22 protein-coding genes are annotated in these 21,359 nt (G+C 71.2%); 8 read left to right on the top strand and 14 right to left on the bottom strand.

Features of this window, described 5'->3' with window-relative positions:
- The first annotated feature begins 45 nt into the window (after positions 1-45).
- Positions 46-1,059: a CobW family GTP-binding protein gene (locus AC30CM_RS05490; protein WP_490115816.1), complete on the top strand. Its 1,014-nt coding sequence runs from the start codon at positions 46-48 to the stop codon at positions 1,057-1,059.
- 38 nt (positions 1,060-1,097) lie between these two features.
- Complete coding sequence (locus AC30CM_RS05485; RefSeq protein WP_490115815.1) at positions 1,098-1,949, top strand: alpha/beta fold hydrolase; 852 nt, start codon at positions 1,098-1,100, stop codon at positions 1,947-1,949.
- 29 nt (positions 1,950-1,978) lie between these two features.
- Here the strand turns inward: AC30CM_RS05485 and AC30CM_RS05480 are convergent, their stop codons facing one another.
- Positions 1,979-3,475: a potassium/proton antiporter gene (locus tag AC30CM_RS05480; protein WP_490115814.1), complete on the bottom strand. Its 1,497-nt coding sequence runs from the start codon at positions 3,473-3,475 to the stop codon at positions 1,979-1,981.
- Positions 3,476-3,591: 116 nt separating this feature from the next.
- Between AC30CM_RS05480 and AC30CM_RS05475 the strand changes: the two genes are divergently transcribed.
- The gene (locus AC30CM_RS05475) at positions 3,592-4,254 is read left to right on the top strand and encodes a potassium channel family protein (protein ID WP_490115876.1); all 663 of its coding nucleotides are present in this window, start codon (positions 3,592-3,594) and stop codon (positions 4,252-4,254) included.
- A 22-nt stretch (positions 4,255-4,276) separates the two neighbouring features.
- Here the strand turns inward: AC30CM_RS05475 and AC30CM_RS05470 are convergent, their stop codons facing one another.
- The 5 genes from AC30CM_RS05470 to AC30CM_RS05450 are packed head-to-tail and all read right to left on the bottom strand — an operon-like array spanning position 4,277 to position 7,692.
- Positions 4,277-4,525, bottom strand: coding sequence for a DUF6480 family protein (locus tag AC30CM_RS05470; protein ID WP_490115813.1), 249 nt, complete (start codon positions 4,523-4,525; stop codon positions 4,277-4,279).
- A 34-nt stretch (positions 4,526-4,559) separates the two neighbouring features.
- Positions 4,560-5,750: a metallophosphoesterase gene (locus AC30CM_RS05465; protein WP_490115812.1), complete on the bottom strand. Its 1,191-nt coding sequence runs from the start codon at positions 5,748-5,750 to the stop codon at positions 4,560-4,562.
- 39 nt (positions 5,751-5,789) lie between these two features.
- On the bottom strand, positions 5,790-6,233 hold the full coding sequence (locus tag AC30CM_RS05460) for a DUF5313 domain-containing protein (RefSeq protein ID WP_490115811.1): 444 nt from the start codon (positions 6,231-6,233) through the stop codon (positions 5,790-5,792).
- A gap of 28 nt (positions 6,234-6,261) precedes the next feature.
- Positions 6,262-6,753, bottom strand: a complete 492-nt coding sequence (locus tag AC30CM_RS05455; RefSeq protein ID WP_490115810.1) for a MarR family winged helix-turn-helix transcriptional regulator — start codon at positions 6,751-6,753, stop codon at positions 6,262-6,264.
- A gap of 48 nt (positions 6,754-6,801) precedes the next feature.
- Positions 6,802-7,692, bottom strand: coding sequence for a LysR family transcriptional regulator (locus AC30CM_RS05450; protein ID WP_490115809.1), 891 nt, complete (start codon positions 7,690-7,692; stop codon positions 6,802-6,804).
- Between the two features lie 84 nt (positions 7,693-7,776).
- On the opposite strand from AC30CM_RS05450, the gene AC30CM_RS05445 reads away from it, so the two are divergent.
- Entirely contained in the window at positions 7,777-8,316 is a 540-nt protein-coding gene (locus AC30CM_RS05445; protein WP_490115808.1) for a sigma-70 family RNA polymerase sigma factor, read from the top strand.
- Between the two features lie 22 nt (positions 8,317-8,338).
- Here AC30CM_RS05445 and AC30CM_RS05440 read toward each other — a convergent pair whose 3' ends face one another.
- A complete protein-coding gene (locus tag AC30CM_RS05440) occupies positions 8,339-9,340 on the bottom strand; it encodes an alpha/beta fold hydrolase (RefSeq protein WP_490115807.1) in 1,002 nt (333 codons plus the stop codon).
- Between the two features lie 52 nt (positions 9,341-9,392).
- Complete coding sequence (locus tag AC30CM_RS05435) at positions 9,393-10,484, bottom strand: alpha/beta hydrolase fold domain-containing protein (RefSeq protein WP_490115806.1); 1,092 nt, start codon at positions 10,482-10,484, stop codon at positions 9,393-9,395.
- A 326-nt stretch (positions 10,485-10,810) separates the two neighbouring features.
- Here AC30CM_RS05435 and AC30CM_RS05430 point away from each other — a divergent pair, with 326 nt between their 5' ends.
- Positions 10,811-12,571 (top strand): BCCT family transporter, encoded by a 1,761-nt coding sequence (locus AC30CM_RS05430; protein ID WP_490115805.1) that lies wholly within the window; start codon positions 10,811-10,813, stop codon positions 12,569-12,571.
- Here the strand turns inward: AC30CM_RS05430 and AC30CM_RS05425 are convergent.
- The 5 genes from AC30CM_RS05425 to AC30CM_RS05405 are packed head-to-tail and all read right to left on the bottom strand — an operon-like array spanning position 12,555 to position 17,137.
- Positions 12,555-13,199 (bottom strand): class I SAM-dependent methyltransferase, encoded by a 645-nt coding sequence (locus AC30CM_RS05425; RefSeq protein ID WP_490115804.1) that lies wholly within the window; start codon positions 13,197-13,199, stop codon positions 12,555-12,557. The genes AC30CM_RS05430 and AC30CM_RS05425 overlap by 17 nt on opposite strands.
- On the bottom strand, positions 13,196-14,008 hold the full coding sequence (locus AC30CM_RS05420) for a glycosyltransferase family 2 protein (protein ID WP_490115803.1): 813 nt from the start codon (positions 14,006-14,008) through the stop codon (positions 13,196-13,198). The genes AC30CM_RS05425 and AC30CM_RS05420 overlap by 4 nt, the downstream gene beginning before the upstream one ends.
- Complete coding sequence (locus tag AC30CM_RS05415) at positions 14,005-14,997, bottom strand: glycosyltransferase (protein ID WP_490115802.1); 993 nt, start codon at positions 14,995-14,997, stop codon at positions 14,005-14,007. The genes AC30CM_RS05420 and AC30CM_RS05415 overlap by 4 nt, the downstream gene beginning before the upstream one ends.
- A complete protein-coding gene (locus AC30CM_RS05410; protein WP_490115875.1) occupies positions 14,994-16,061 on the bottom strand; it encodes a glycosyltransferase in 1,068 nt (355 codons plus the stop codon). The genes AC30CM_RS05415 and AC30CM_RS05410 overlap by 4 nt, the downstream gene beginning before the upstream one ends.
- Positions 16,062-16,081: 20 nt before the next feature.
- Positions 16,082-17,137, bottom strand: a complete 1,056-nt coding sequence (locus tag AC30CM_RS05405) for a glycosyltransferase family protein (RefSeq protein ID WP_490115801.1) — start codon at positions 17,135-17,137, stop codon at positions 16,082-16,084.
- Positions 17,138-17,240: 103 nt separating this feature from the next.
- On the opposite strand from AC30CM_RS05405, the gene AC30CM_RS05400 reads away from it, so the two are divergent.
- The 3 genes from AC30CM_RS05400 to AC30CM_RS05390 are packed head-to-tail and all read left to right on the top strand — an operon-like array spanning position 17,241 to position 20,571.
- A complete protein-coding gene (locus tag AC30CM_RS05400; protein WP_490115800.1) occupies positions 17,241-18,179 on the top strand; it encodes a WcbI family polysaccharide biosynthesis putative acetyltransferase in 939 nt (312 codons plus the stop codon).
- On the top strand, positions 18,176-19,198 hold the full coding sequence (locus tag AC30CM_RS05395) for a glycosyltransferase (RefSeq protein ID WP_490115799.1): 1,023 nt from the start codon (positions 18,176-18,178) through the stop codon (positions 19,196-19,198). Before AC30CM_RS05400 ends, AC30CM_RS05395 begins: the two co-directional genes overlap by 4 nt.
- The gene (locus AC30CM_RS05390) at positions 19,195-20,571 is read left to right on the top strand and encodes a glycosyltransferase (RefSeq protein ID WP_490115798.1); all 1,377 of its coding nucleotides are present in this window, start codon (positions 19,195-19,197) and stop codon (positions 20,569-20,571) included. The genes AC30CM_RS05395 and AC30CM_RS05390 overlap by 4 nt, the downstream gene beginning before the upstream one ends.
- 4 nt (positions 20,572-20,575) lie before the next feature.
- Here AC30CM_RS05390 and AC30CM_RS05385 read toward each other — a convergent pair whose 3' ends face one another.
- Positions 20,576-21,328: an alpha/beta hydrolase family protein gene (locus AC30CM_RS05385; RefSeq protein WP_490115797.1), complete on the bottom strand. Its 753-nt coding sequence runs from the start codon at positions 21,326-21,328 to the stop codon at positions 20,576-20,578.
- Between the last annotated feature and the right edge of the window lie 31 nt (positions 21,329-21,359).

Genomic DNA, 21,359 nt, shown 5'->3' with positions numbered 1-21,359 from the left:
GCGCTGGATTCGGGCCGTCGGGTCCGGGCTCTAGACTGCGACGCCGTGGAACCCATCCCCGTCATCGCCCTCACCGGGTATCTGGGCGCGGGCAAGACCACGCTGCTCAACCACGTCTTGCGCACGCCGGGCGCCCGCATCGGCGTGGTGATCAACGACTTCGGGGAACTGAACGTCGATGCCGGCCTCGTCACGGGGCAGGTCGACGAGCCGGCGTCGATCACGGGCGGGTGCATCTGCTGCCTGCCCGACGACGGCGGCCTGGACGAGGCGCTCGAGAGACTCGCCGATCCCAAGCTCGCGTTGGACGCCATCATCGTGGAGGCCAGCGGGCTGGCGGACCCGGTGGCGATCGCGCGGCTGATCCGCTTCAGCGGCGTGGAGCGGGTGCGCCCCGGTGGCGTGGTCGACGTGATCGACGCCCTGACCCACTTCGACACCGTCGACACGGTGACCGCCGCCCCGCCCGCCCGGTACGCCGCGGCGTCACTCGTCGTCGTCAACAAGCTGGACCAGGTCCCCGGCGACCGCGATGAAGCGCTGCGACGCATCGAAGCGCGTGTGCGAGAACGCAATCCGGACGCACACGTGGTGGGCGTCACCAACGGCCGCGTCGACCCCCGGTTGCTGTACGACATCGGCGACGCGACCGAGACGGGGCAGCTGTCGTTCCGCGACCTGCTGGTGGAGGCCCACGCCGACCATCCCGACCACGTCCACGCCGACTCGGTCACGGTGCTCGCCGACGGCTGCGTGGAGGCGGGGGCCGTGATCGACCTGCTGGAGGAACCGCCCGCCGGGGTGTACCGCATGAAGGGCACCGTCGCGGTGCGTGCGGCGGGCCGCGTGCGTCGCTACGTCGTCAACCTGGTGGGCACGTCCATCCACGTGCGCTCCGCCGCGGCCGGTGCGCAGGCGAACAACCTCGTCGCCATCGGCACGCACGTCGACACCGCGGCGGTGCGGGAGCGGCTCGAGCGGGCGCTGGCGCCCGCGCCGTCCACCTCGGCGGCCGTCGGCCTCCGGCGTTTACAACGATATCGTCAACTTAGCGTTTGACGAGGCAAGATTCCCGCGAAAACGGGTAGTACTGGCTCATGGAGTCCCACACCATCGACGTCGACGGCGTGCGGATGCACTACGTCCGCAGCGGCAGCGGTCCCACCATGGTGCTGCTGCACGGCTTTCCGCAGGACTGGTACGAGTGGCGCGACGTCATGGCCCGCCTGGACTCCACCTACACGACGGTCGCGGTGGACCTGCGCGGCGTCGGCGGGTCCGACGCCCCCGACGACGGGTACGACGCCGCCACCCTGGCGGCCGACGTGCACGGCCTCGTCGAGCGCCTGGGCCTGGGACCGGTGCACGTCGCGGGGCACGACATCGGCGGCTGGGTCGCCTACGCCTACGCCCGGTCGTATGCCGACGAGACGCTGAGCGCAACGATTCTCGAGACGCTCATCCCCGGCACGTCGCGCTTCGTCAACCCCGACGTCGACGTGGAGCTGTGGCACGCCGAGTTCCACATGGTGCCCGACCTTCCGGAGAAGCTGGTGCGCGGCCGCGAGGCCGAGTACTTCAGCCACTTCTTCGACGTCGGTACCCGCGGCGACGGTGTCTTCAGCCCGTCCGACGTCGAGCACTACGCGGCCGCCTACGGGGACGACGCGCACCTGCACGCCGCGTTCGAGGTGTATCGCGCCATGCCGCAGAACATTTGGCACAACGTCGACCATCGCGGACCCATCGACGTGCCCCTCACCCTGGTCGGCGGCGAGCACGTGTTCGGTCCCGCCCTCGTGGACACCGCGTCGGAGTTGCGCACCGACTTCGGGTGGCGCGACGTGCGGGCCGAGATCCTGCGCGACGGTCAGCACTACGTGGTGGAGGAACGGCCCGACGACGTCGCCGCCATCCTGTCCCGAAGGATCGGGCACGCGGCGGCCTAGCTGTCGTGACCTAGCCGTTCCCGCCGCCGTCAGTCGGGGGCGCCGTATTCGTCGAACCAGTGCGCCAGCTTGCCGCGGCGGCTCACCGCGCGCAGCCGGGCCTCCGCCGCGGCGCGGGTCTTGCTCGTCGTCACGATGAGCAGTTCGTCACCCGCTTCGATCCGGGTGTCCGGCAGCGGCACGAACGTGGTGCCGTCGCGGATGATGAGCGTGATCACCGCGGGATCGGGCAGCCGCAGTTCGACGATCGTCACGTTGTGCAGTCGCGACGCGGGCTGCACCCGCATCGTGAGCAGTTCGGCGTCCAGCACGTCCAACGGCGCCGCCTCCACCTGGATCTCGCGCGTCGACTCCGGCGTGATCAGCCCCAGCAGGTGCGCGACGGGACGCAGCGTCGGCCCCTGGATGAGGATGAAGACCACCACCAGGACGAAGACGATGTTGAGCAGGCGGTCGCCACCCGGCACCCCCGCCACGATGGGGAACGTCGCCAGCACGATCGGCACCGCGCCGCGCAACCCCGCCCAGGACAGGAACACCTGCTCGCGCCAGCGGACGCGAAACCCGAAGAGCGACAGCACCACCGACACCGGTCGTGCGACCAGTAGCAGCACCAGACCGATCACGATGGCGGGCACGATGTCGCGTGGCAGGTCGCTGGGATCCACCAGCAGACCCAGCAGGACGAACAGTGCGATCTGGGCCAGCCAGCCCAGCCCCTCGGCGAACGACCGGGTGGCCGAGCGGTGCGGCAGCCCGGAGTTGGCCAGCAGGACCGCGGCCAGGTAGGCGGCGATGAACCCGCTGGCGTGCAGGGCCCCCGCGGCGGCGAAGGCCACCAGGCCCAGGCCGAACGTCGCGATGGGGTAGAGCCCCGAGGCCGGGAGCGCGATCCGCCGCAGCGCCGCAGCGCCGAGGTAACCCACGGCGAGCCCGAGCGCCGAACCGGCGACGAGTTCGAACAGCATCCCGGTGACGGCACCCTCGGCGTCGAACACGAAGGGCACGATGCTGAACATCAGCACCAGGATCACGGCCGGCGCGTCGTTGAAGCCGGACTCCGCCTCGAGCAGTCCGGCCAGCCGCCGGGGCAGTGGCAGCACCCGCAGCACCGAGAACACGGCGGCGGCGTCCGTCGAGGACACGATGGCGCCGAGCAGCAGCGCCAGCTGCCAGTCCATGCGCAGCAGCACGTGCGCCCCGACGGCGGTGATCAACGTGCTGGTCACCACGCCCACGGTCGCCAGCGCGCCCGCCGGGGCGAGCACCTTGCGAATGTCGGCGAACCGCGTGGTCAGACCGCCCTCGATGAGGATGATCGCCAGCGCCGCGGTGCACACGTTGCGCGCCAGTTCCGCGTCGTCGAACTGCAGGCCCAGCCCGTCCTCGCCGATCGCGACGCCGACGAACAGGAAGAACAACAGGCTGGGAAAGCCCACCGTGGTGGCGATGCGGGTTCCGACGATGCTCGCCAACAGCACGAGCCCACCCGTCAACAGGACGAGGTACAGCTCGTGCAGGCTCATTCCGGCTTTCCGTCGGTGGGGTCGGTGTCGGGATCGGCGGGTTGGGGCACCAGTATCGCGGTGCCAGTATTTCAAGCGCACGCATCGGGGAGGATGGTGCCGTGGCGCAGCGCACGATGCGGATCGCGATCGCCGGGGCGGGCAACGTCGGCCGGTCGGTGGCGCAGGAGTTGCTGGACAACGGCCACAAGGTGCTGCTCGTCGAGCGTGACCGCCGCAAGTTCGAACCGCACACCGTGGTGCACGCCGACTGGCTGCTGGCCGACGCCTGCGAACTGTCGGCTCTCGAGGAGGCCGCCGTCGAGACGTGCGACGTGCTGATCGCGGCGACCGGCGACGACAAGGCCAACATCGTCATCGGCCTGCTGGCCAAGTCCGAGTTCGGCGTCCGCCGGGTGGTGGCCCGCATCAACGACGTGCGCAACGAATGGCTGTTCGGGCAGTCGTGGGGCATCGACGTGGCGGTGTCGACGCCGGGGGCGTTGGTGGCCGGCATCGAAGGGGCCATCGACGTGGGGCACCTGGTGCGGCTGATGGGTCTCAAGGAGGGCCGCGCCGAGGTCGCCAAGTTGACCCTGCCCGCCGACAACCCCCTGGTGGGCCAGCGCGTGGCCGACCTACGGCTGCCGCACGACACCGCGCTGGTGACGATCGTGCGCGCCGGCGAGGTGTTGCTGCCCCGTCATCAGCACGTGCTGGAGGCCGGCGACGAGATGGTGTTCGTCGCCGACAGCACGCTGCAGCCCTCCATCCGGGCTGCCATCCACAGCGCCACCTGAAGGTTCGCCAGCCGCGGCCTCGCTAGCCGTACTTGTGGGCCAGGTACACCGACAGCAGCACGGCGATGATCGCGAACATCACGATGACGACCACGATGGCCGAGATGCCGGTGGCTCCGGCCGGGGACAGCTTGTGGCGGACCACGGGATCCTTGTTGGCGGTCGCCGACGTCTGGTCGGTGTCGGGTGGGGTATCGCCGGGAAGGACGCCGCCTCCTGGTTCCAGGCCGGGGGTCCGGCTCGGATCGGGGTCGTCGGGCAGGGCTGTCATGCCGGGTGGATACCCCGATGGCGCGATCGCACGCCTAACGCATCAGGGCGTGCAACGTCAGCACCGTGATCTCGCTGGGTGCGAAGACCCGGAACGGCGGACCCCAGAACCCGGTCCCCCGGCTGGTGTAGAGCTGGGTGCGCTCGCCGTGCCTGCTCAGACCGGCGACGACCGGCTGCTCCAGCCGCACCAGGAAGTTGAACGGCCAGATCTGCCCGCCGTGGGTGTGCCCGGACAGTTGCAGGTCGACGCCTGCCGCGGCGGCGCGGGCGACCTGCTTGGGCTGGTGGGCCAACAGCAGTACGGGGTCCGCGGGGTCGGCACCGGCCAGGGCGGCCTCGAGGTCGGCGCCGTGGCCTGCCACCCCGGACCCGCGGGCGGTGGCATCGTCGACGCCGGCGATCACCAGGCGGTCACCGCCCCTGCTGACCACCAGGTGCCGGTTGTGCAGCGCCTCCCAGCCGATCGACGTCATGTAGTCGAGCCAGCCCTGCGCCTCGCTGAAGTACTCGTGGTTGCCCGTGACGTAGACGCGCGCCATCGAGGCGCGGACGTCGGCCAGGGGGCGCGCCTGGACGTCCCGCTGGGCGGGGGTGCCGTCGGCGATGTCCCCGACGTGGCAGACGACGTCGGCGTCGAGGTCGTTGACGCGGGCCACCACCTTCCGGCTCCACCGCGCGCGGTCGATCGGCCCGTAGTGCGTGTCGGTGACGACGACGACGCGCAGGCCGTCGAGTCCGGCGCCGAGGCGGTCGACGTTCAGGTCGCGCCGCTCGACGTGCGGGACGCGCATGGCCGCGTAGTGGCCCCACGCCAGCACCACCGCGGCCGTGGCGATCACGGCGGCGGCGACGATGCGCGACCGCATCGGATCGTCGACGCCGGCGACGAGGAGCACGGGCCGTAGCAGTTGGCCGAGCACCGCGCAGGTGAAGACCACCCAGGCGGCACCGAGCAGGGAGTCCCCGAGGACGGCGGCCCGGTCGGAGTGTCTGCGGCCGTGCCCCAGCATCATCGACGCCGGGATGGCGACGAACACGGCGGCGAACACCGCGGTTCCGGCGAGCCCGACGGCCACGGGCCAGCGCGGACCGGCCAGCACCAGGAGCCACCAGGGGACGCCCAGGAGGACCGCGAGGATGGTGGTCACGGTCGCCAGCCGCACCCACCGCCTACCCGGCTGCTCTGCGACGGCCGCTACCTCGTCAGCCGGAGTGTCCTGCACGTGCGCGAGCGTACCTGCGCGAGGGCAGCGGGGACCGGGTCAGAAGGGACTGCTGTTGGACTGCCACTTGGCCTCTTCGGGTCGGGGGCCGAAGCGCCGTGCGTAGTCCTCGTGCATCTGGGCGTCGCGCTTGCGCTTGATCACGTCGACGAGGTTGGGGTCGAGTCCGTGCTGGGCGAGCCGATGCCGACGCCAGACCTTGTTCAGCGCCAGTGCCATCAGCAGCGCCCACACGTAGATCGGCGCCGTCATCTCGAGGTGGACGTAGAACGAGGCGGGGATCAACCAGAACGGGCCCAACACCAGCAGCGGCGGGATGGCCATCCGGATCATGTGCCGGCGCACCGCGCCCTGGGAGGCGAGATCCTCTGCCACCCAACGGTTCATCGACTCCGGGAGCCTGCGCCCGTAGCAGTACGTCAGGTACTGGAACAGGTTCGGCGTCGTTCGTGACGTGGTTCGAGACGGGGTGTCGGCGGCCATCTTTCGCTCCTCGTGAGAATGGTGGTGGTCAGCTGGCGAGCGCACCGGCGGCGAGCGCGGCGGCGTTCACGCGGGTCAGCACGCGGCGCAGGTCGTGCAGTTCGTCGAGGTCGACGCCGAGGCGTTCGACGACGGCGGCCGGGATGCTCAAGGCCTGCGCGCGCAGCGCCCTACCGGCGTCGGTCAGGCCCACCCGGGTGGTGCGTTCGTCGGTGACACTGCGGGTGCGCGTGATGAGGTTCAGCGACTCCAGCCGCTTGAGCATCGGGGACAGCGTGGCCGAGTCGAGTTGCAACGCCGTGGCGATCTGCTTGACCGACAGCAGGTCCTCGTGGCCGTGATCCCGTTTGTCGTGATCCCAGAGCGCGAGCATCACCAGGTACTGCGGATGCGTCAGTCCCAGGGGTTCGAGCAGGGGGCGATAGACCGCGAGCACCGCGCGGTTGGTGACGGCCAGCGCGAAGCACACCTGCTGTTCGAGGGCGAGCGGGTCGACGTCGGCGACGGTGGGCGGGGTCACGAGACCGATCGTACCCAAATGGTTAGGGCACTAACAATGTCTGCATGGTCACACCGCGCGCGCCGCCTCCACCAGCATGTCGGCCAGGCGTGCAGCGGCCGGGCCGATGCGGTCCGGCGTGGGCCGCGCGAGGTAGATGCGCCAGATGATGGGCTCGGTCAACTCGAGGCCCAGCAGCCCGTCGAAGCGTCGTACCTCGCTCATCGGCATGAAGGCCGTCCCCAAACCGTTGCGCACCAACGCCGCCCACGCCGTGTAGTCACCGGGGACCTCGTAGAGCGTGCGCGGCATCACCCCCGCCTCGGCGAACGCCTCGTCGACCAGACGCCGGATGCCGAACCCCTCCGGGAAACCGACCATGGGCTCGTCGGCCAGGTCGCGCAGCGCCACCCGCTTGCGGCCCGCCAACCGGTGGTCGGGACGGCAGGCGAACAGCATCGGCTCCTCGGCCAGCAGGTCGGTGTCGACGCCCACCGGAAAGCGGTGCGGCGCCGACACCAGGGCTAGGTCCAATGCGCCGTCGACGATCGACGTCAGATAGGCCGATGATCCGATCTGGCTGAGCCGCAGGCTCATTCGCACGAACGGATGCGCCGCGTGAAACTCGCCGAGCACCTTCGGTACGTCGAGACGGCCGAAGGTCACCAGGGATCCGAAGTCCACGGTCCCGGTCAGCCTCCCCCGATACTCGGTGAGCGCGTCCTTGGCCAACCGCGCTGCGCGCAACAGCCCGCGGGCATGGTGGCGCAGTTCCTCGCCGGCGGGCGTGAGCCGGATCTGCTGACGTGAGCGGTCGAACAGCGCGACGTCGAGTTCCTCCTCGAGCTTCTTGACCGACGTCGACAACGCCGACTGCACCACGTGCACCCGCTGCGCCGCGCGGGTGAAACTCATCTCGTCGGCGACCGCCACGAAGTACTCCAACTGCCGCAACTCCATGCCGCGCATGCTATCGCGATGGGCGATGACAGGCATCGAAAACGATCGTTGGACGCGATGTTCTCCCCTTGCTGTCATGGGGACATGCCTCCTTCGCCTGCCACCCCGACCACTCCCCTCCCGGACTTCGACCGCGACGTGCTGCCCCTCGTCCCCGACCTGGAGCGCGCCGCCCGCCGCTACGCCGGCAACCACCACGACGCGCAAGACCTACTGCAGGAGACGCTGACCAAGGCGTGGCTGCACCTGCACCGCTTCCAGCCGGGAACGAACCTGCGCGCGTGGCTCTTTCGCATCCTGGTCAACACCTGGATCAGCGCCCACCGCAAGACCGAACGTCGGCCCGCCGAGACCCTGGTGGACGTGCTCGACGACGCGGCAGCGCCTTCCGGTGCCGCACACCCGTCCGCCGAGGACGAAGCGCTGCACCGGCTCTGCGACCCCCGCCTCGCCCGCGCGTTCGCCGACCTGGCCCCGGCGCTGCGCGCCGCGGTCTACTACGCCGACGTCCGCCAGCTCTCCCACCGCGAGATCGCCGAGCTGGAAGGCATTCCCGTGGGCACGGTGATGTCGCGGACCCACCGCGGACGCCATCTGCTGCGCGCCGCGCTGGCCGCTGCCTGAGTGACGCCCGCCCACCGCCGGCTCATCCGGCGGCCCAACCCGCCACGTCCACCACGGCGTCGGCGAACTGGCGCGGCGCCTCCTGCGGCACGTCGTGGCCTATCCCGTCGAGCACCCGGTGGGCGTACCGGCCGGTGAACGACGCCCGGTACCCGGCACCGTCCCTGGCTGGTCCGTCGAAGTCGCTGGCCACCGTGATCGTCGGGACGGTGATCGGCGGTCGCGCCGCGAGCCGACGCTCCAGCTCGTCGTAGCGCCGTTCCCCGTCGGCCCGTCCCAGCCGCCACCGGTAGTTGTGCACCACCACCGCCACGTGGTCGGGGTTCGCGGACGCCGCCGCGCTGCGGGCATACGTGGCCTCGTCGAACGACCACTGCGGCGACGCCTGGCGCCAGATCAACTCGTTGAAGTCCCGGGTGTTGTCGCGATAGCCGCGCTCACCTCGTTCGGTGGCGAAGTAGTACTGGTACCACCAGCCGTATTCCGCGCGCGGGGCCAACGGCAACCGCTGCGCGGCCCGGTCCACCACGAGGTACCCGCTGACGGCGACCAAGCCCCGACACCGCTGCGGCCACAGGGCCGCCACGATCGCGGCCGACCGCGAGCCCCAGTCGAACCCCGCCAGGATGGCATCGGGGATGCCGAGGGCGTCCATCAGATCCACCACGTCACCGGCCACCGCCGCCTGCTGCCCGTTGCGCATGGCGTCGGCCGAGCGGAAGGTCGTGCTGCCGAAACCGCGGACGTACGGCACGATCACCCGAAACCCGCTGTCCGCCAACATCGGGGCCACGTCGAGGTAGGCGTGGATGTCGTAGGGCCAGCCGTGCAGCAGGATCACCACCGGACCGTCGGCAGGGCCGTCCTCCGCGTATCCGACGGTGAGTGGGCCCGCGTCGACCTGGCGGAGGCTGCGAAACTCCGTGTGCCCGCCCGGTGTCGCGGCTGCAGGCGCCGCACGCAGCGTCGCGGTCCCGGCCGCGGCCAACCCCAGCAGTGCGGTGAAATCTCGTCTCGTGATCACGTCGTGCACAACGCACGACGTCCCCGGGAGCTTCAGTCGCGCCCGGGCAGCCTCACACGGCAGCGGACACGCGGGCGCCCTCGTGGTGCACGCGTACACCGTCGAGGAAGTCGGCCACCTCCACGGCGCAGCGCCTCGCATGCGACGTGTCGACCAGGTCGAAGGCATGGCCCGCGCGTGGAACCTCCCGGTACCGCACCGGGTTTCGCGACACCGCACCCAACGCGTCGCGGAACGCCCGCGCCTCGTCCACCGGGATGATCGCGTCGTGCTCGCCGTGGATCAGGAAGAACGGCGGGGCATCGGCGTGGATGCGCGCCATGGGCGAGGCGGCCTCGTAGACGTCGGGGTGCCGTCGCTGACTGCGTCCCACCACCACGCGTTCGAGGAACGACTGGAAGTTGCGCCGCATCGGCGTCGACCGATCCTGCCAGTCGTAGCGGCCGTAGATGCCCACGACGGCGTCGACGGTGGTGTCGGCGTCGGCGGTCAGTTCGCCCCGGAACCGCTCGTCTCCAGGGGTCAACCCCGCCAGCGCCGCCAGGTGCCCGCCCGCCGAACACCCGGCGATCGCCACGAAGTCGCGGTCGCCGCCGAAGCGGTCGACGTTGGCGCGCGCCCACGCGATGGCCGCGTTGACGTCCGCGACGTGACGCGGCCAACGGTGCACCGGCGACACCCGGTAGTCCATGGTCAGGCACACCCAGCCCTTCTTGACCAGGTGGTCGAGCAACGTGTGCCCCTGCACGGCGCGGGTGCCCTGCACCCACGCGCCACCGGGGACGAACAGCAGCACGGGAGCACCGGGTTCCAGATCGGGGCGGCGCCACACGTCGAGCACCTGGGCCGGGTGGTCGCCGTACCGGACACCGCTGCGGTGCAGGCATCGCCGCCGCTGGCCGCGGAACGCCACGTACGGCGGGATCCGGCTCGGGGTCACCTCGGGCACGCCCACGGGAGCCGCCCCGACGGGGGCGGTACGCCGCGCGATCGCCGACCGCAGCGCCGTCGGCGCGTAGTGACCGCCGTAGAGCGCCATGGCAGTCAGACCGGCGAACGGTTCGAGGTGCTTGCCGACGACGGGCAGACCGCTGTACAGCCTGGTGGCCGCGAGAACCACGTCGGTGGGGTGGGGAGTGCGCACGCTGGACCAACTCCTTGGCGAATGGGGAACCGCTGACCGCCTGTACCCGATGGGATCCGCACCCAAACTTGATCTCCGCCACGGATTCGTCGCCCAGACCGGGGATACGCGACTTGACTTCGGTGCGCGCCATGCGGAAATGTCGCGCCGCGGATGGCTGCGACCCGCTCCCCACGAGCCCGCACCCGGTTGCTCGCGACGTGGCACTGCGGCCCCACGCGTGTAGGCGTCGAGCGTTGTGGGCATACCCACACCTCGGTGCTGCAATCACGTTCTCCGAGGCACTACGTTCTCCGAGCCGCTACGAGGATGCGAGGTAACCGAACATGTCGCTCGACACGGACGACGCCGCCGTCTCATCGGGAGACACCCCGGACGAGAACCCGCTGGCACCCATCACCCAGCCCGTGGAGCCCCAGGTCAGCAACCCCGGGCGCGACTGGGTGGTGTTCGGGGTCACCGGCGTCATGGCCATCGCGTTCGTCGTGTGGGGCATCGTCGACACCGCCGGACTGTCCAGCGTGTCCGCCAGCGCCAAGGGCTCGGTGATCAAGGGACTCGGCTGGTTCTTCGTGCTCGCGGCCAGCTTCTTCGTCATCTACGTGCTGTGGCTGGCGGCCAGCAAGTACGGGCGCATCCCGCTGGGCGCCGACGACGAGGAACCGGAGTTCCGCACCACGTCGTGGATCGCGATGATGTTCAGTGCGGGCATGGGCATCGGGCTGATGTTCTTCGGCGTCGCGGAGCCGCTGACCCACTTCGTGACCCCGCCGCCCGGCACCACCGAGGCCCAGTCCGACGAGGCGTTCCAGACGGCGATGGCCACGACGCTGTTCCACTGGGCGCTGCACCCCTGGGCCATCTACGCCGTGGTGGGTCTCGCGATCGGGTACGGCATGTTCCGCAAGGGCAGGCCGGGACTGCTGTCCGCCGCGTTCACGTCACTGTTCGGCGATCGGGCGAACGGACCGGCGGGCAAGGTCATCGACATCCTGGCCATCTTCGCCACGCTGTTCGGCTCGGCCGCCTCGCTCGGCCTCGGCGCGCTGCAGATCGGCGACGGCCTCGAGTTCAACGGCTGGGCGGGCACCGTGGGCACGCCGCTGCTGGTCACCATCATCGCGGTGTTGACCGTCGCCTTCGTGCTGTCGGCGGTCTCGGGCATCGCCCGCGGCATCCAGTGGCTGTCCAACATCAACATGGTGCTGGCGCTGCTGCTCGCCGTGTTCGTCTTCGTCGTCGGGCCGACGTTGTTGATCCTCAACCTCATCCCCAGCGCCCTGGGCGACTACGTCCGCGACTTCGTCGCCATGAGTTCGCGCACCGACGCCAACGGCCACGACGCGCTGGCCGGCTGGCTGTCGGCATGGACCATCTTCTACTGGGCCTGGTGGGTGTCGTGGACGCCGTTCGTCGGCATGTTCATCGCCCGCATCAGCCGTGGCCGCACCATCCGGCAGTTCGTCACGGGCGTGCTGTTGGTCCCGGCCGCCGTGAGCCTGGTGTGGTTCGCGATCTTCGGCGGGGCGGCCATCGAACGCCAACGGACGGTCGGTGACATGGTGGGCGCCGACGGCAGCGTCGACAGCACCGGCGCCCTCTTCCACCTGCTCGACACCATGCCGTGGGCGCAGATCACCACGGTGCTGGTGATGGTGCTGGTGGCCATCTTCTTCGTCTCCGGGGCCGACGCCGCGTCCATCGTCATGGGCTCGCTGTCCGAACGCGGGTCACACGATCCGCGCCGGTCGACCGTGGTCTTCTGGGGTGCGCTCACCGGGGCCGTGGCCGCCATCATGCTGATCATCGGAGGCGGCGGCGCCGATGCCCTCACCGGGTTACAGGATCTGACGATCGTCGCGGCCGTGCCGTTCATCTTCGTCATGACCCTGCTGTGCGTGGCGCTGTACAAGGACCTTCGCGACGACCGCATCGTGCACGTCGAGCGCCGCAGCACGGAGGTCGTCGAACGGGCGGTCATCCACGCCGCAGGCGAGTACGGCGAGGACTTCGACCTGGTGACTCGGCATCACCGGGTGGAGACCCACACCGTCGGAGACGACGAGCCGCTCAAGAACCAGGCTTGACCCAGCGCCACTGACGGTCCAGCCACCGCTGGGCGTCCGGTGCCCGGTCACGCACGGCGGCAATGACTTCCGGCCAGTTCCACTCGTCGTAGTCGTCGCCGGTGAGCCATCCGCCGGGCGCGACCTTGGGCGCCCAGGCGTCGATGTCGGCGGCCACGCTGTCGTAGTCGTGCCGGGCGTCCACGTGCACCCACGTCAACGACCCGTCGGCGAAGAGTCGGCTGACCGTCGTCGACGACCCGATGATCACCTGCACGTCGTCGGCCGCCCCGCACGCCAGCACGTTGCGGTGCAGCAACCCGGCGAACGTGCCGCCGCCACTGGCCGCAGCCGGGCCGTGAGCGTCGATGCCCGCAGGCCCCTCGGCGCCGCTGCCGCGGCACGTGTCCACGCCGACGACGGTGATCTGCTTGCCGGACTCACGCACCACCTCGGCCAGCGAGAGCAGGCTGCGGCCGAGGTACACCCCCACCTCGACGATCGTCGCGCCGTCGCCGAATGCCGCGATGGCCTCGAGTTGTCCTGCGCGCCAATCGAACCAGCCGGGGACGTCCGACCAGTGCGCCACCTCGCCTGCGAAGTCGCCCGGTGTCTTGGGTGTGTTGGGTGTCTTGGGTGTGTTGGTCACGTTGCCACCTCGATGTGCTCGCCGTTTCTCTCGATCATGCCTCGCTCCTCGAATGCGTCCAGCCACCCCGGCATCGGCCATCGGCCCCACCTGGCCCGGAAGACACGGGCGTTGGCGACGATGTCGGCGAGGTGTTCCACCGGCGGATCGGACACCGCGTGGAACTGGTGGTAGGCGTGCGCCCCACCCACCCAGTGCAGCGGCACCCCCCGCTGCGCCGCCGTCGCGCCGAAGTCGGTGTCCTCGCCGCCGTACCCGGTGTAGTCCTCACAGAACCCGCCGATGCGTTGCCATCCGGCGCCCGACACCGCGAACGACAACGACCAGAACAGGTCGTGGTCGCCGTCGGACACCACGGTGCCGTCGGGTGGGCTGGGCCGCGCCGGGTGCGGATCGCGCTGCGCGGCAAGGGCATCGGGATCCTCGGTGGCGGCGGTGGGCGGCAGGTAGGTCACCGGACCGCACAGCAGGGCGGGCCCGCCCGCGCGGCGGTGGGCGTCGACGTACCGCTCGAGCATGGTCGGGTCCGGGATGCAGTCGACGTCCAGGAACACCAGGAGGTCGCAACCACGGTCCAACGCATCCCGGGCGCCGAGGTTGCGGGCCCGCGCCAGCGGCAACCGGCCGGCCTCCCGCGCGCACGGCAGCACCGTGGCCTCGTGCGGCACCAGCGCGGCGACGGCGTCGTCGTCCATCGCCACGACGACGCGGGCGTCGGGGGCACGTGTACCGGCCGCGATGCCGATCTCCTGACGTCGGAGGTGCTCGTGGCGGCCGTGTACCACCGTCACCAACGCCACCGCCGTCATGCCGCGACCACCGCCGCGGCGCGCGCGGCGGCGCCACGGGTGTCCAGCAGGCGCCAACGCGACGCATCGAGCGCCAGGGCTCGGCCGATCAACGACGACCACTCCTCGACGGCCGGCCACCGCGGTACCGTCACCGCGATACCCGCCGCGGCGAGCGCCGACGCCGTGGCGTGCTGCTCGTCGAAGGGCCGGTCCTGCGGGATGATCACCGCCGGGACGCCTGCCGCGGCGACGTCGGCGACGACGTTCTGGCCGGCGTGACAGACCACCAGGTCGGCCCCGCCGATCACCGGCCACGGGTCCTCCAGCCACGGCCCCGCACCGCCGGCTGCCACCCACTCGAATTCTGGTGCCACCGACTGCAATTCCTCGAGCGCGGACTCCGCGACCGCCGTCCCGCCGGCACCGGCGAGCAGCAGGGCGGTCGGCGGGCCGTCCGACCGAGCGGGCACCTGCCTGCCGTCGAAACGCGTGATGGACCCGACGAAGTGCGTGCGGTCCCGGTGGGCGGCGAGCCACGACGGGTGATACACCCGCTCCGACCATGGCGCGATCACCGAGTCGGCGACGTCGAGGGCCAGCCGGTGGATCGGGTCGTCGCGCTCCCCCGGCATGCCCATCCACGTGACGGGCACGCCGCAGAGGCGGGCCAGCATGGCCACCTCCACCGACACGTCGACGACGATGCGCCGCGGCTGTCGCGCGTCGACGAACTGCGCGATGATCGCGTGCCGCCGCGCCAACCCGGGCACGTGCAGCGGCGCCCAGTGCAGTCGCCCGTTGGCCGTCGCATCGACGACGGCCGCATGCGCCGGCGCGCCCCCGGCCGGGGTGTCCATCGGCAACGCCAGCCAGTCGTGCCGCGCGTCGAGATCGTCCGGGCGCGCCAACGACGACAGGAACGTCACCTGCTCGTCGAGGTGCCGGGTGATGGCCAGCGCCCGGTTCAGGTGACCACGGCCGTGGTGGTGGACGTAGTACCCGATCATGCCGGGACCCGCGCCTGCGGGTCACGGATCAGCCGCTCGTAGAGCGCCTCGTAGCGGTCCACCATGTGGGCGTGCGAGCAGTGCCGTTCGGCCCGCAACCGCGCCGCCGACCGGGGTAGCGACGCGGCCTCGAGCATGCCCTTCGCCAGCGCGTCCACGTCGTCGTCACCCACCAGCCGGCCGCACGACTCGTCGAGGATCTCGGGGATGCCACCGCGAGCGAGCGCCGCCACCGGGGTGCCCGACGCCAGCGCCTCGGCCGTCACCAGCCCGTAGGGCTCCTCCCAGGCGGGTGTCACCAGCGCCACGCACGCGCCGCCGACGAGCGCGTTCAGTTCGGCCTGGCGCAGGTGTCCGCAGTACCGCACGTCGTCGCCGAGTTCCGGTGCCACCACGGTGTCGAAGTAGTGCCCGTCGCCGATGGGACCGGCCACGCGCAACGGCATGCCGGCTCGGCGGGCAGCGGCGATGGCCGTCGTGACGCCCTTCTCGGGGACCAGCCGCCCGGTCCACACGGCGTACTCGCCGCCGGGGCCCGGCCGCCACGCGGCGAGGTCGACGCCGTTGGGGACCACCGCGACGTCGCCGGTGATCGGCTCCCACTGGCGTGCGGTGAACGCGCTGACGGCGGTGAACGCGCTGTGCACTCCGCTGGGCAGCGCCACCGCCTGCTCCAGCCACGGCAGCGGCGGGGTGTGCAGCGTGGTCACCATGGGGGCCGGGATCGTGCGCGCCATCGCCAACGGCAGGTAGTGCAGGCTGTGGTTGTGCACCACGTCGAAGTCACCGCGGAGGCGGCCCGCCAGGTCGAGCATCACCGCCAGGTAGGCGTGGGTCTCGTGCACGGTCCACTCCGGCGAGTGCAGCTCGGCCCGGGAGATCTCGCTCATCGCGAAGGTGTGCACGGGCAGCACCTCACACGGCAGGTCGGCGTCCGACCCCGGGGCCGCGAACAGACTGACACGGTGTCCCTTGGCCGTCAGCGCCCGCGCCAACTCGAACACGAACGACTCCATGCCGCCGGCGAACGGCTGGCGCACGGCATGACGCGAAGAGGCCAGCATGGCGATGCGCCGTGGCGCCGTCACGCGGCGACCCCGGCGAGCACCTCGCGATAGATCCGCGTCGAGGCGGCTCTGACGGACGCTCGCTGCGCCGCCCGGGCGCGTCGCCACGAGTGGTCCACCCCCGCCGGCCTACCGGCCGCGCGTGCCACCGCGGACGCCACCCGACCCAGGAGTTCCGCCGCGTCGAAACGCGCAGCACCGTAACCGAATCGAAGGTCGTCGTGCTGCTCTGCGAAGTGCCCGCAGTCCGGCACCACGGCCACGACACCCGCGTCCCGGCACGCCTCGACCCATCCGGAGTGGGTGCCGAACCGGTAGGGCAGCACCATGACGTCGATGGCGGCCAGGTAGTCGACGAGACCGGGATCGTCGAACGGCGGATGCACCCGGACGTCGACACCGGCCGCGCGGTAGGCACGCAACCGCTCGTCGGCGACCTCGGCATGCCGGGGTGACGATGCGGCACCTGCGTCGACGTCCAGCCGGAGGCGCCACGGTGCGGTCCGAACGCTCACCAGGGTGTCGAGTACCGGCCACGGATCGATGTTGGCGCGCAACGATTTCGCGTGGATCGCCACGACGGGCGCGGAGCGCTCCTGCCGTGGCGCACCCACGCAGTCGATCGGCAGCACGTGCGGATGGCCGAGCACGGTGGCGGTCCGGCCCCACCGCGCAGCCACGTCGCCCGCCGCGCCCTCGGTCAGCGTGACGACGGCGTCCGCGGCGGGTATCAGCACGTCCAGCCGCGCGGAATGCGCTGCGTCGTCGGGAAAGTGCGGGTTGTGCAGATCGTGCACCGTCACCACCAGGGGGACGCCACCGGAGCGCAGCACCGCCACGACGGCGTCGAGTTCGGCAGGTGACTGCGTGTCGTAGCCGAAGTGCACGTGCAGCACGTCCAGGTCCGCGAGCCGGCCGCGCAGGTAGTCCGCATCCAGGAAGCGCGGCGGCCACCATTGGCCGGGCATGCGCGCATTGACCGGCGTCGGGTCGGGCAGCAGCCGCACGGCGGTGGGGTCGACGACGGCGTCGACATAGGGATGCCCAGCAGGCACCGAGGCAAGCGTGATCACGTTCGATTCCAGTCGAATGACACGGGCATGGCATCGCCACTCGCTGGACGGTTTGCTCGTACCAGAGGTATACCACGAAGCGCCGACATCTACTCTCGGCAGAGTGACCAGCGCAGGCCGAACGTGGCACTACCGACACTTCTACGGCCATCCCGACGCAGAACCCACCGAGGACCTGCCGTTGTGGCTGGTCGTGGGCAACTGCCAGGCCGAGGCACTGCGCCTGGTACTGCAGGCCACCGTCGACCGTCCGTTCCGCACGGTGCGCATGCCACCCGTCCACGAACTGACCGCCCAGGATCTGCCCCGCCTCGACACCCTGCTGCGCCGGGCGGACGTGCTGCTGTGCCAACCCATCCGTGACGACTATCGCGAATTACCCTTGGGGACAGCACAATTGACCGAGCGACTGCAAAAATCGGCACGGTTGCTGCGCTGGCCGGTGATCCGATACTGCGGCCTGTACCCCTTCCAGGCCATCGTGCGCAGACCCTCCGACCGGTCGGTCACCCCACCCGTGGTGCCCTACCACGACCTGCGCACCGTCGCGGCGGCGCGCGCCGGCCGAACGCCCACCGATCCGTGGGACGTCGAGGTGACCGCGACGCAGATCCGCGCGGCAGGCGAGGCAAGTCGCGCCGCCCTCGCACACCGTGAGGCCCGCGCCACCGACGTCGCGGTGTCGGACACGTTCCTGGCCGCAGGCAGTGACGCCTGCCACACCATCAACCATCCGGGCAACCCGGTACTCCACGGGCTCGGTAGCCGCATCCTCGACGCCCTCGGCGTCGCATCGCCCATCGGCCGGCTCACCACCACCCTGCTGGGATCGATCTACGCACCCTTGGAACGCCGCGTGCTCGACGCCTACGGGCTACCCCTCGACGCGGTGCGCCACCGGTGGCGCACCGAGACCGCCACGATCGCGCCGGACGACGTGCACGCCACCCAATTGCACTGGTATGCCGACAATCCCGACTTCATCGATCTCACCGTGGAACGTCACGGTGCCACCATGACGCTGCTGGGACTGCTGCCATGACCGTGGTCCACGTGGTCGCGGGTCCCGAGCCGCACGGCGTCGTCCGGTTCGGTCGGTCCCTGGACGATGCGTTGCACGCCAACGGTTTCCACACCGACCTGGCTCGCCACCCGAGCCCGCCGTCCGGCGCCGGGGTGCACGTGCAGTTCACCGATCGCCTGTTCGGCACGACGGCCGGCGCCGCAGCCGCCGCGTTCGCCCGGCTCGCCGCCGACGCCCGCGCCCGCGGGGCCCGCACCACCGTCACACTGCACGACGTCCCGCAACCCTCCGACGGTACGCACCATGCGGCGAGGGCCGCCGCCTATCGCCAGGTGTGCACGGCCGCCGACGGCATCGCGGTGAACAGCGAGCACGAACGACTCCTGTTGGCAGACATCGGCGTCGACGTCGCAACCGTTCACGTGGTACCCCTGCCCATCGACACCATCGACACCATCGACGCCACCGACGCCACCGGCGACGCGGGCCGTCGGCCCGTCGGTGCGGCACCGGCAACCGTCGGCATCTTCGGGTGGGTCTACCCCGGCAAGGGGCATGCCGAGGTACTACACGCGATGTCGGCCCTGCCGTCGGACGTGGGTCTCGCCGTCATCGGCGAGGCCTCCGACGGCCATGCCGACGTGGTGGCCGCGCTCGTCGCCCACGCCCAGCGCGACGGGCGGCCCATCGAGGTCACCGGGCACGTGCCGGATCACGCCGTCACCGCACGCCTGCGGGCCGTGACCGTGCCGGTGGCCCACCACCGGCACGTGTCGGCGTCGGGCTCGCTCAATTCGTGGTTGGCGGCGGGGCGCCGGCCGCTGGCGCCCGCGACCAGATACTCGCGTGAACTCGCCGACCGGAACCCGGATGCGCTGCTGCTGTATCCGGACACCGCCGACGGCCTGCGCACGGCACTCGCGGCCGCGCTGGCCGACCCCGACTCCACGTGGCTGCCGCCGGGAACACGGTGCGTCCCCACGGCGGACGAGGCGGCGCTCGCCTATGCCCGGCTGCTGGCGCGGTGGCACGCGTGACCTACCCGCTCACCGACGGCCGCACCGCGGTTGCCGCCAACCGCTGGGACCTGGTGGCGGACCGGCCGGCGCGAGCTGCGCGCGTCGCCGTGGTGATCCCCTACTTCGAACAGCAGCGCCAACTCGACCTGACGCTGGCCGCGCTGGCACTGCAGGACCATCCGCGAGACCTCCTGGAGGTGGTGGTCGCCGACGACGGGTCGGCACACCCCCCGCGCGTATCCGACCGGGGCGTGGGCATGCCGGTGACCATGCCGGTGACCGTGGTGCGCCAGCCGGACCGCGGTTTCCGCGCCGCCGCCGCACGCAACCTCGGGGTCGCGCAGTCGCGCGCCGAGGTGCTGTGCTTCCTCGACGCCGACACCGTGCCCGAGCCGTCCTACGTCCGGCGCATCTCCCGGTTGGCGGCCCAGGTGCCCGACGCACTGGTGGTCGGCCGCCGCAGGCACGCCGACCTGAGCAGCTGGACCCCGCAGATGCTGCCCGGATGGTGGGCAGGCGCGCGCCGGCCCCCCGAACTCACCGAGCCCGCGTGGCTACGGGACGCCTACGCCGGCACCGAGGACCTGCTCCACGTCGACCACCGCACCTACCGATACGTGATCAGTTCCGTGATGTGTTGCAGCCGGGCGTTGTTCGACGACGTCGGCGGCTTCGACGAGACGTTCGTCGGGTACGGCGGCGAGGATTGGGAGTTCGCCCACCGGGCCGCCGTCGGCGGCGCGGTGTTCCACCACGCGCGCACCGCGGTCGCGTGGCACGACGGGCCGGACTGGGGCGAGCGCGACGTCGCCGAACGCGCCGCGCAGAAGAATCGCGAGGCGGTGGCGGTGGCACGGTTGGTGTGCGATCCGGACGCCCGCCGCCACGGTCTGCGCTACGAGGTGCCCGAGACCGCCGTGACGCTCGACACCACCGGGCACGGTCTGGGCTCGTTGGTACACGCGCTGGCCGGGGTGCTGTCCGCCGACGTCGGGGTGTGGCTGCGCGGCCCCGAGGCCGGCGCGCTGCTGGCCCTGCTGGGCGCTGCCGACCCCCGCATCCGGGTGGGCGAGGTACCCGACGACGTCCGGCGACGCTGCCGCACCACGGTGACGCTCACCGGGCGGGTGGTGCTGCCGCCCGCGGGCTTCGCCGCGCTGCTGGCGCGATGCGCGGCGCCTGCGACGGCCAGTGTGACGGTCTCGGGTCCACCGGGCACGACGGTGGTCGTCAGGTCGTCGTGGGCGGTCAATCGGGCGCGGCGCTGGGGCACCGGCGAGGTCCGCCTCGTCGACGGTGCGGACGCCGAGGCCTTCGGCAGCCACGTCGAAGTGGCCGCGGACGACGTCGGGCTCACCGTGGTGCCCGCCGACGCGGGCCTGTCGTGGTGACCAGCTAGAGGTAGGGGTCGGCCCACGCGCTGACGATGCGCGCGGCGCGCGCCGCCTGGTTCTTGCCGGTCAGCAGATGGTCGGCACCCTCCAGCGACACGAAGCTGCGGGGGTGGCGTGCCGTGCGAAAGATGTCGCTGGCGTTGGCGATTCCGACGGTGTTGTCGGTGGGCGAGTGCATCACCAGCAGCGCCCGCCGCAGGGTTCGGATGCGCTCGGCCAGGTCGGCCGCCCGCACGTCCTCGATGAAGTGCCGCTTGAGCGTCAGCGCCTTCCCCCCGACGAGGAACGGGGCCTCGCCCTCGGACTCGATGCGTTCCAGCAGCGCGTCGTAGGTGTGCTCGACGTGACCGGGATCATAGGGCGCACCGACGCTGGCCACGGCCGCCACCGTGGGGCAGTCGTGGGCGGCGGCGATGACCGCCGCCCCGCCGAAGGAATGCCCCACCAGAACGCGCACCTCACGTCCCGTCGAGTTCATGAACTCGACCGCGCGGGCCGTGTCGGCCACCTTGTGCGAGAACGAGCCGTCGCCCCAGTCGCCATCGGATTCGCCGAGCCCGAGGTTGTCGAAGCGCAGCATCCCGATGCCCTCGGCTGCCAGTTGCTTGCACATCCGGCTGGCGGCCGGGCAGTCCTTGCCGAGCGTGAAGCCGTGCGCGAACACGCCCCACCCGCGGACGCTCCCGACCGGCTTCTCGATCACGCCGCACAGTTCGGGACCCGTGGTACTCGCGAACCTCACGCGCTCGGACATGCCGACATCTTGTCATCGGCCGCCGGCGCGG

This window comes from Mycobacterium sp. DHQP2018-32-09 (genome assembly GCF_058148405.1).
This window is presented reverse-complemented; position numbering and strand designations above follow the sequence as displayed.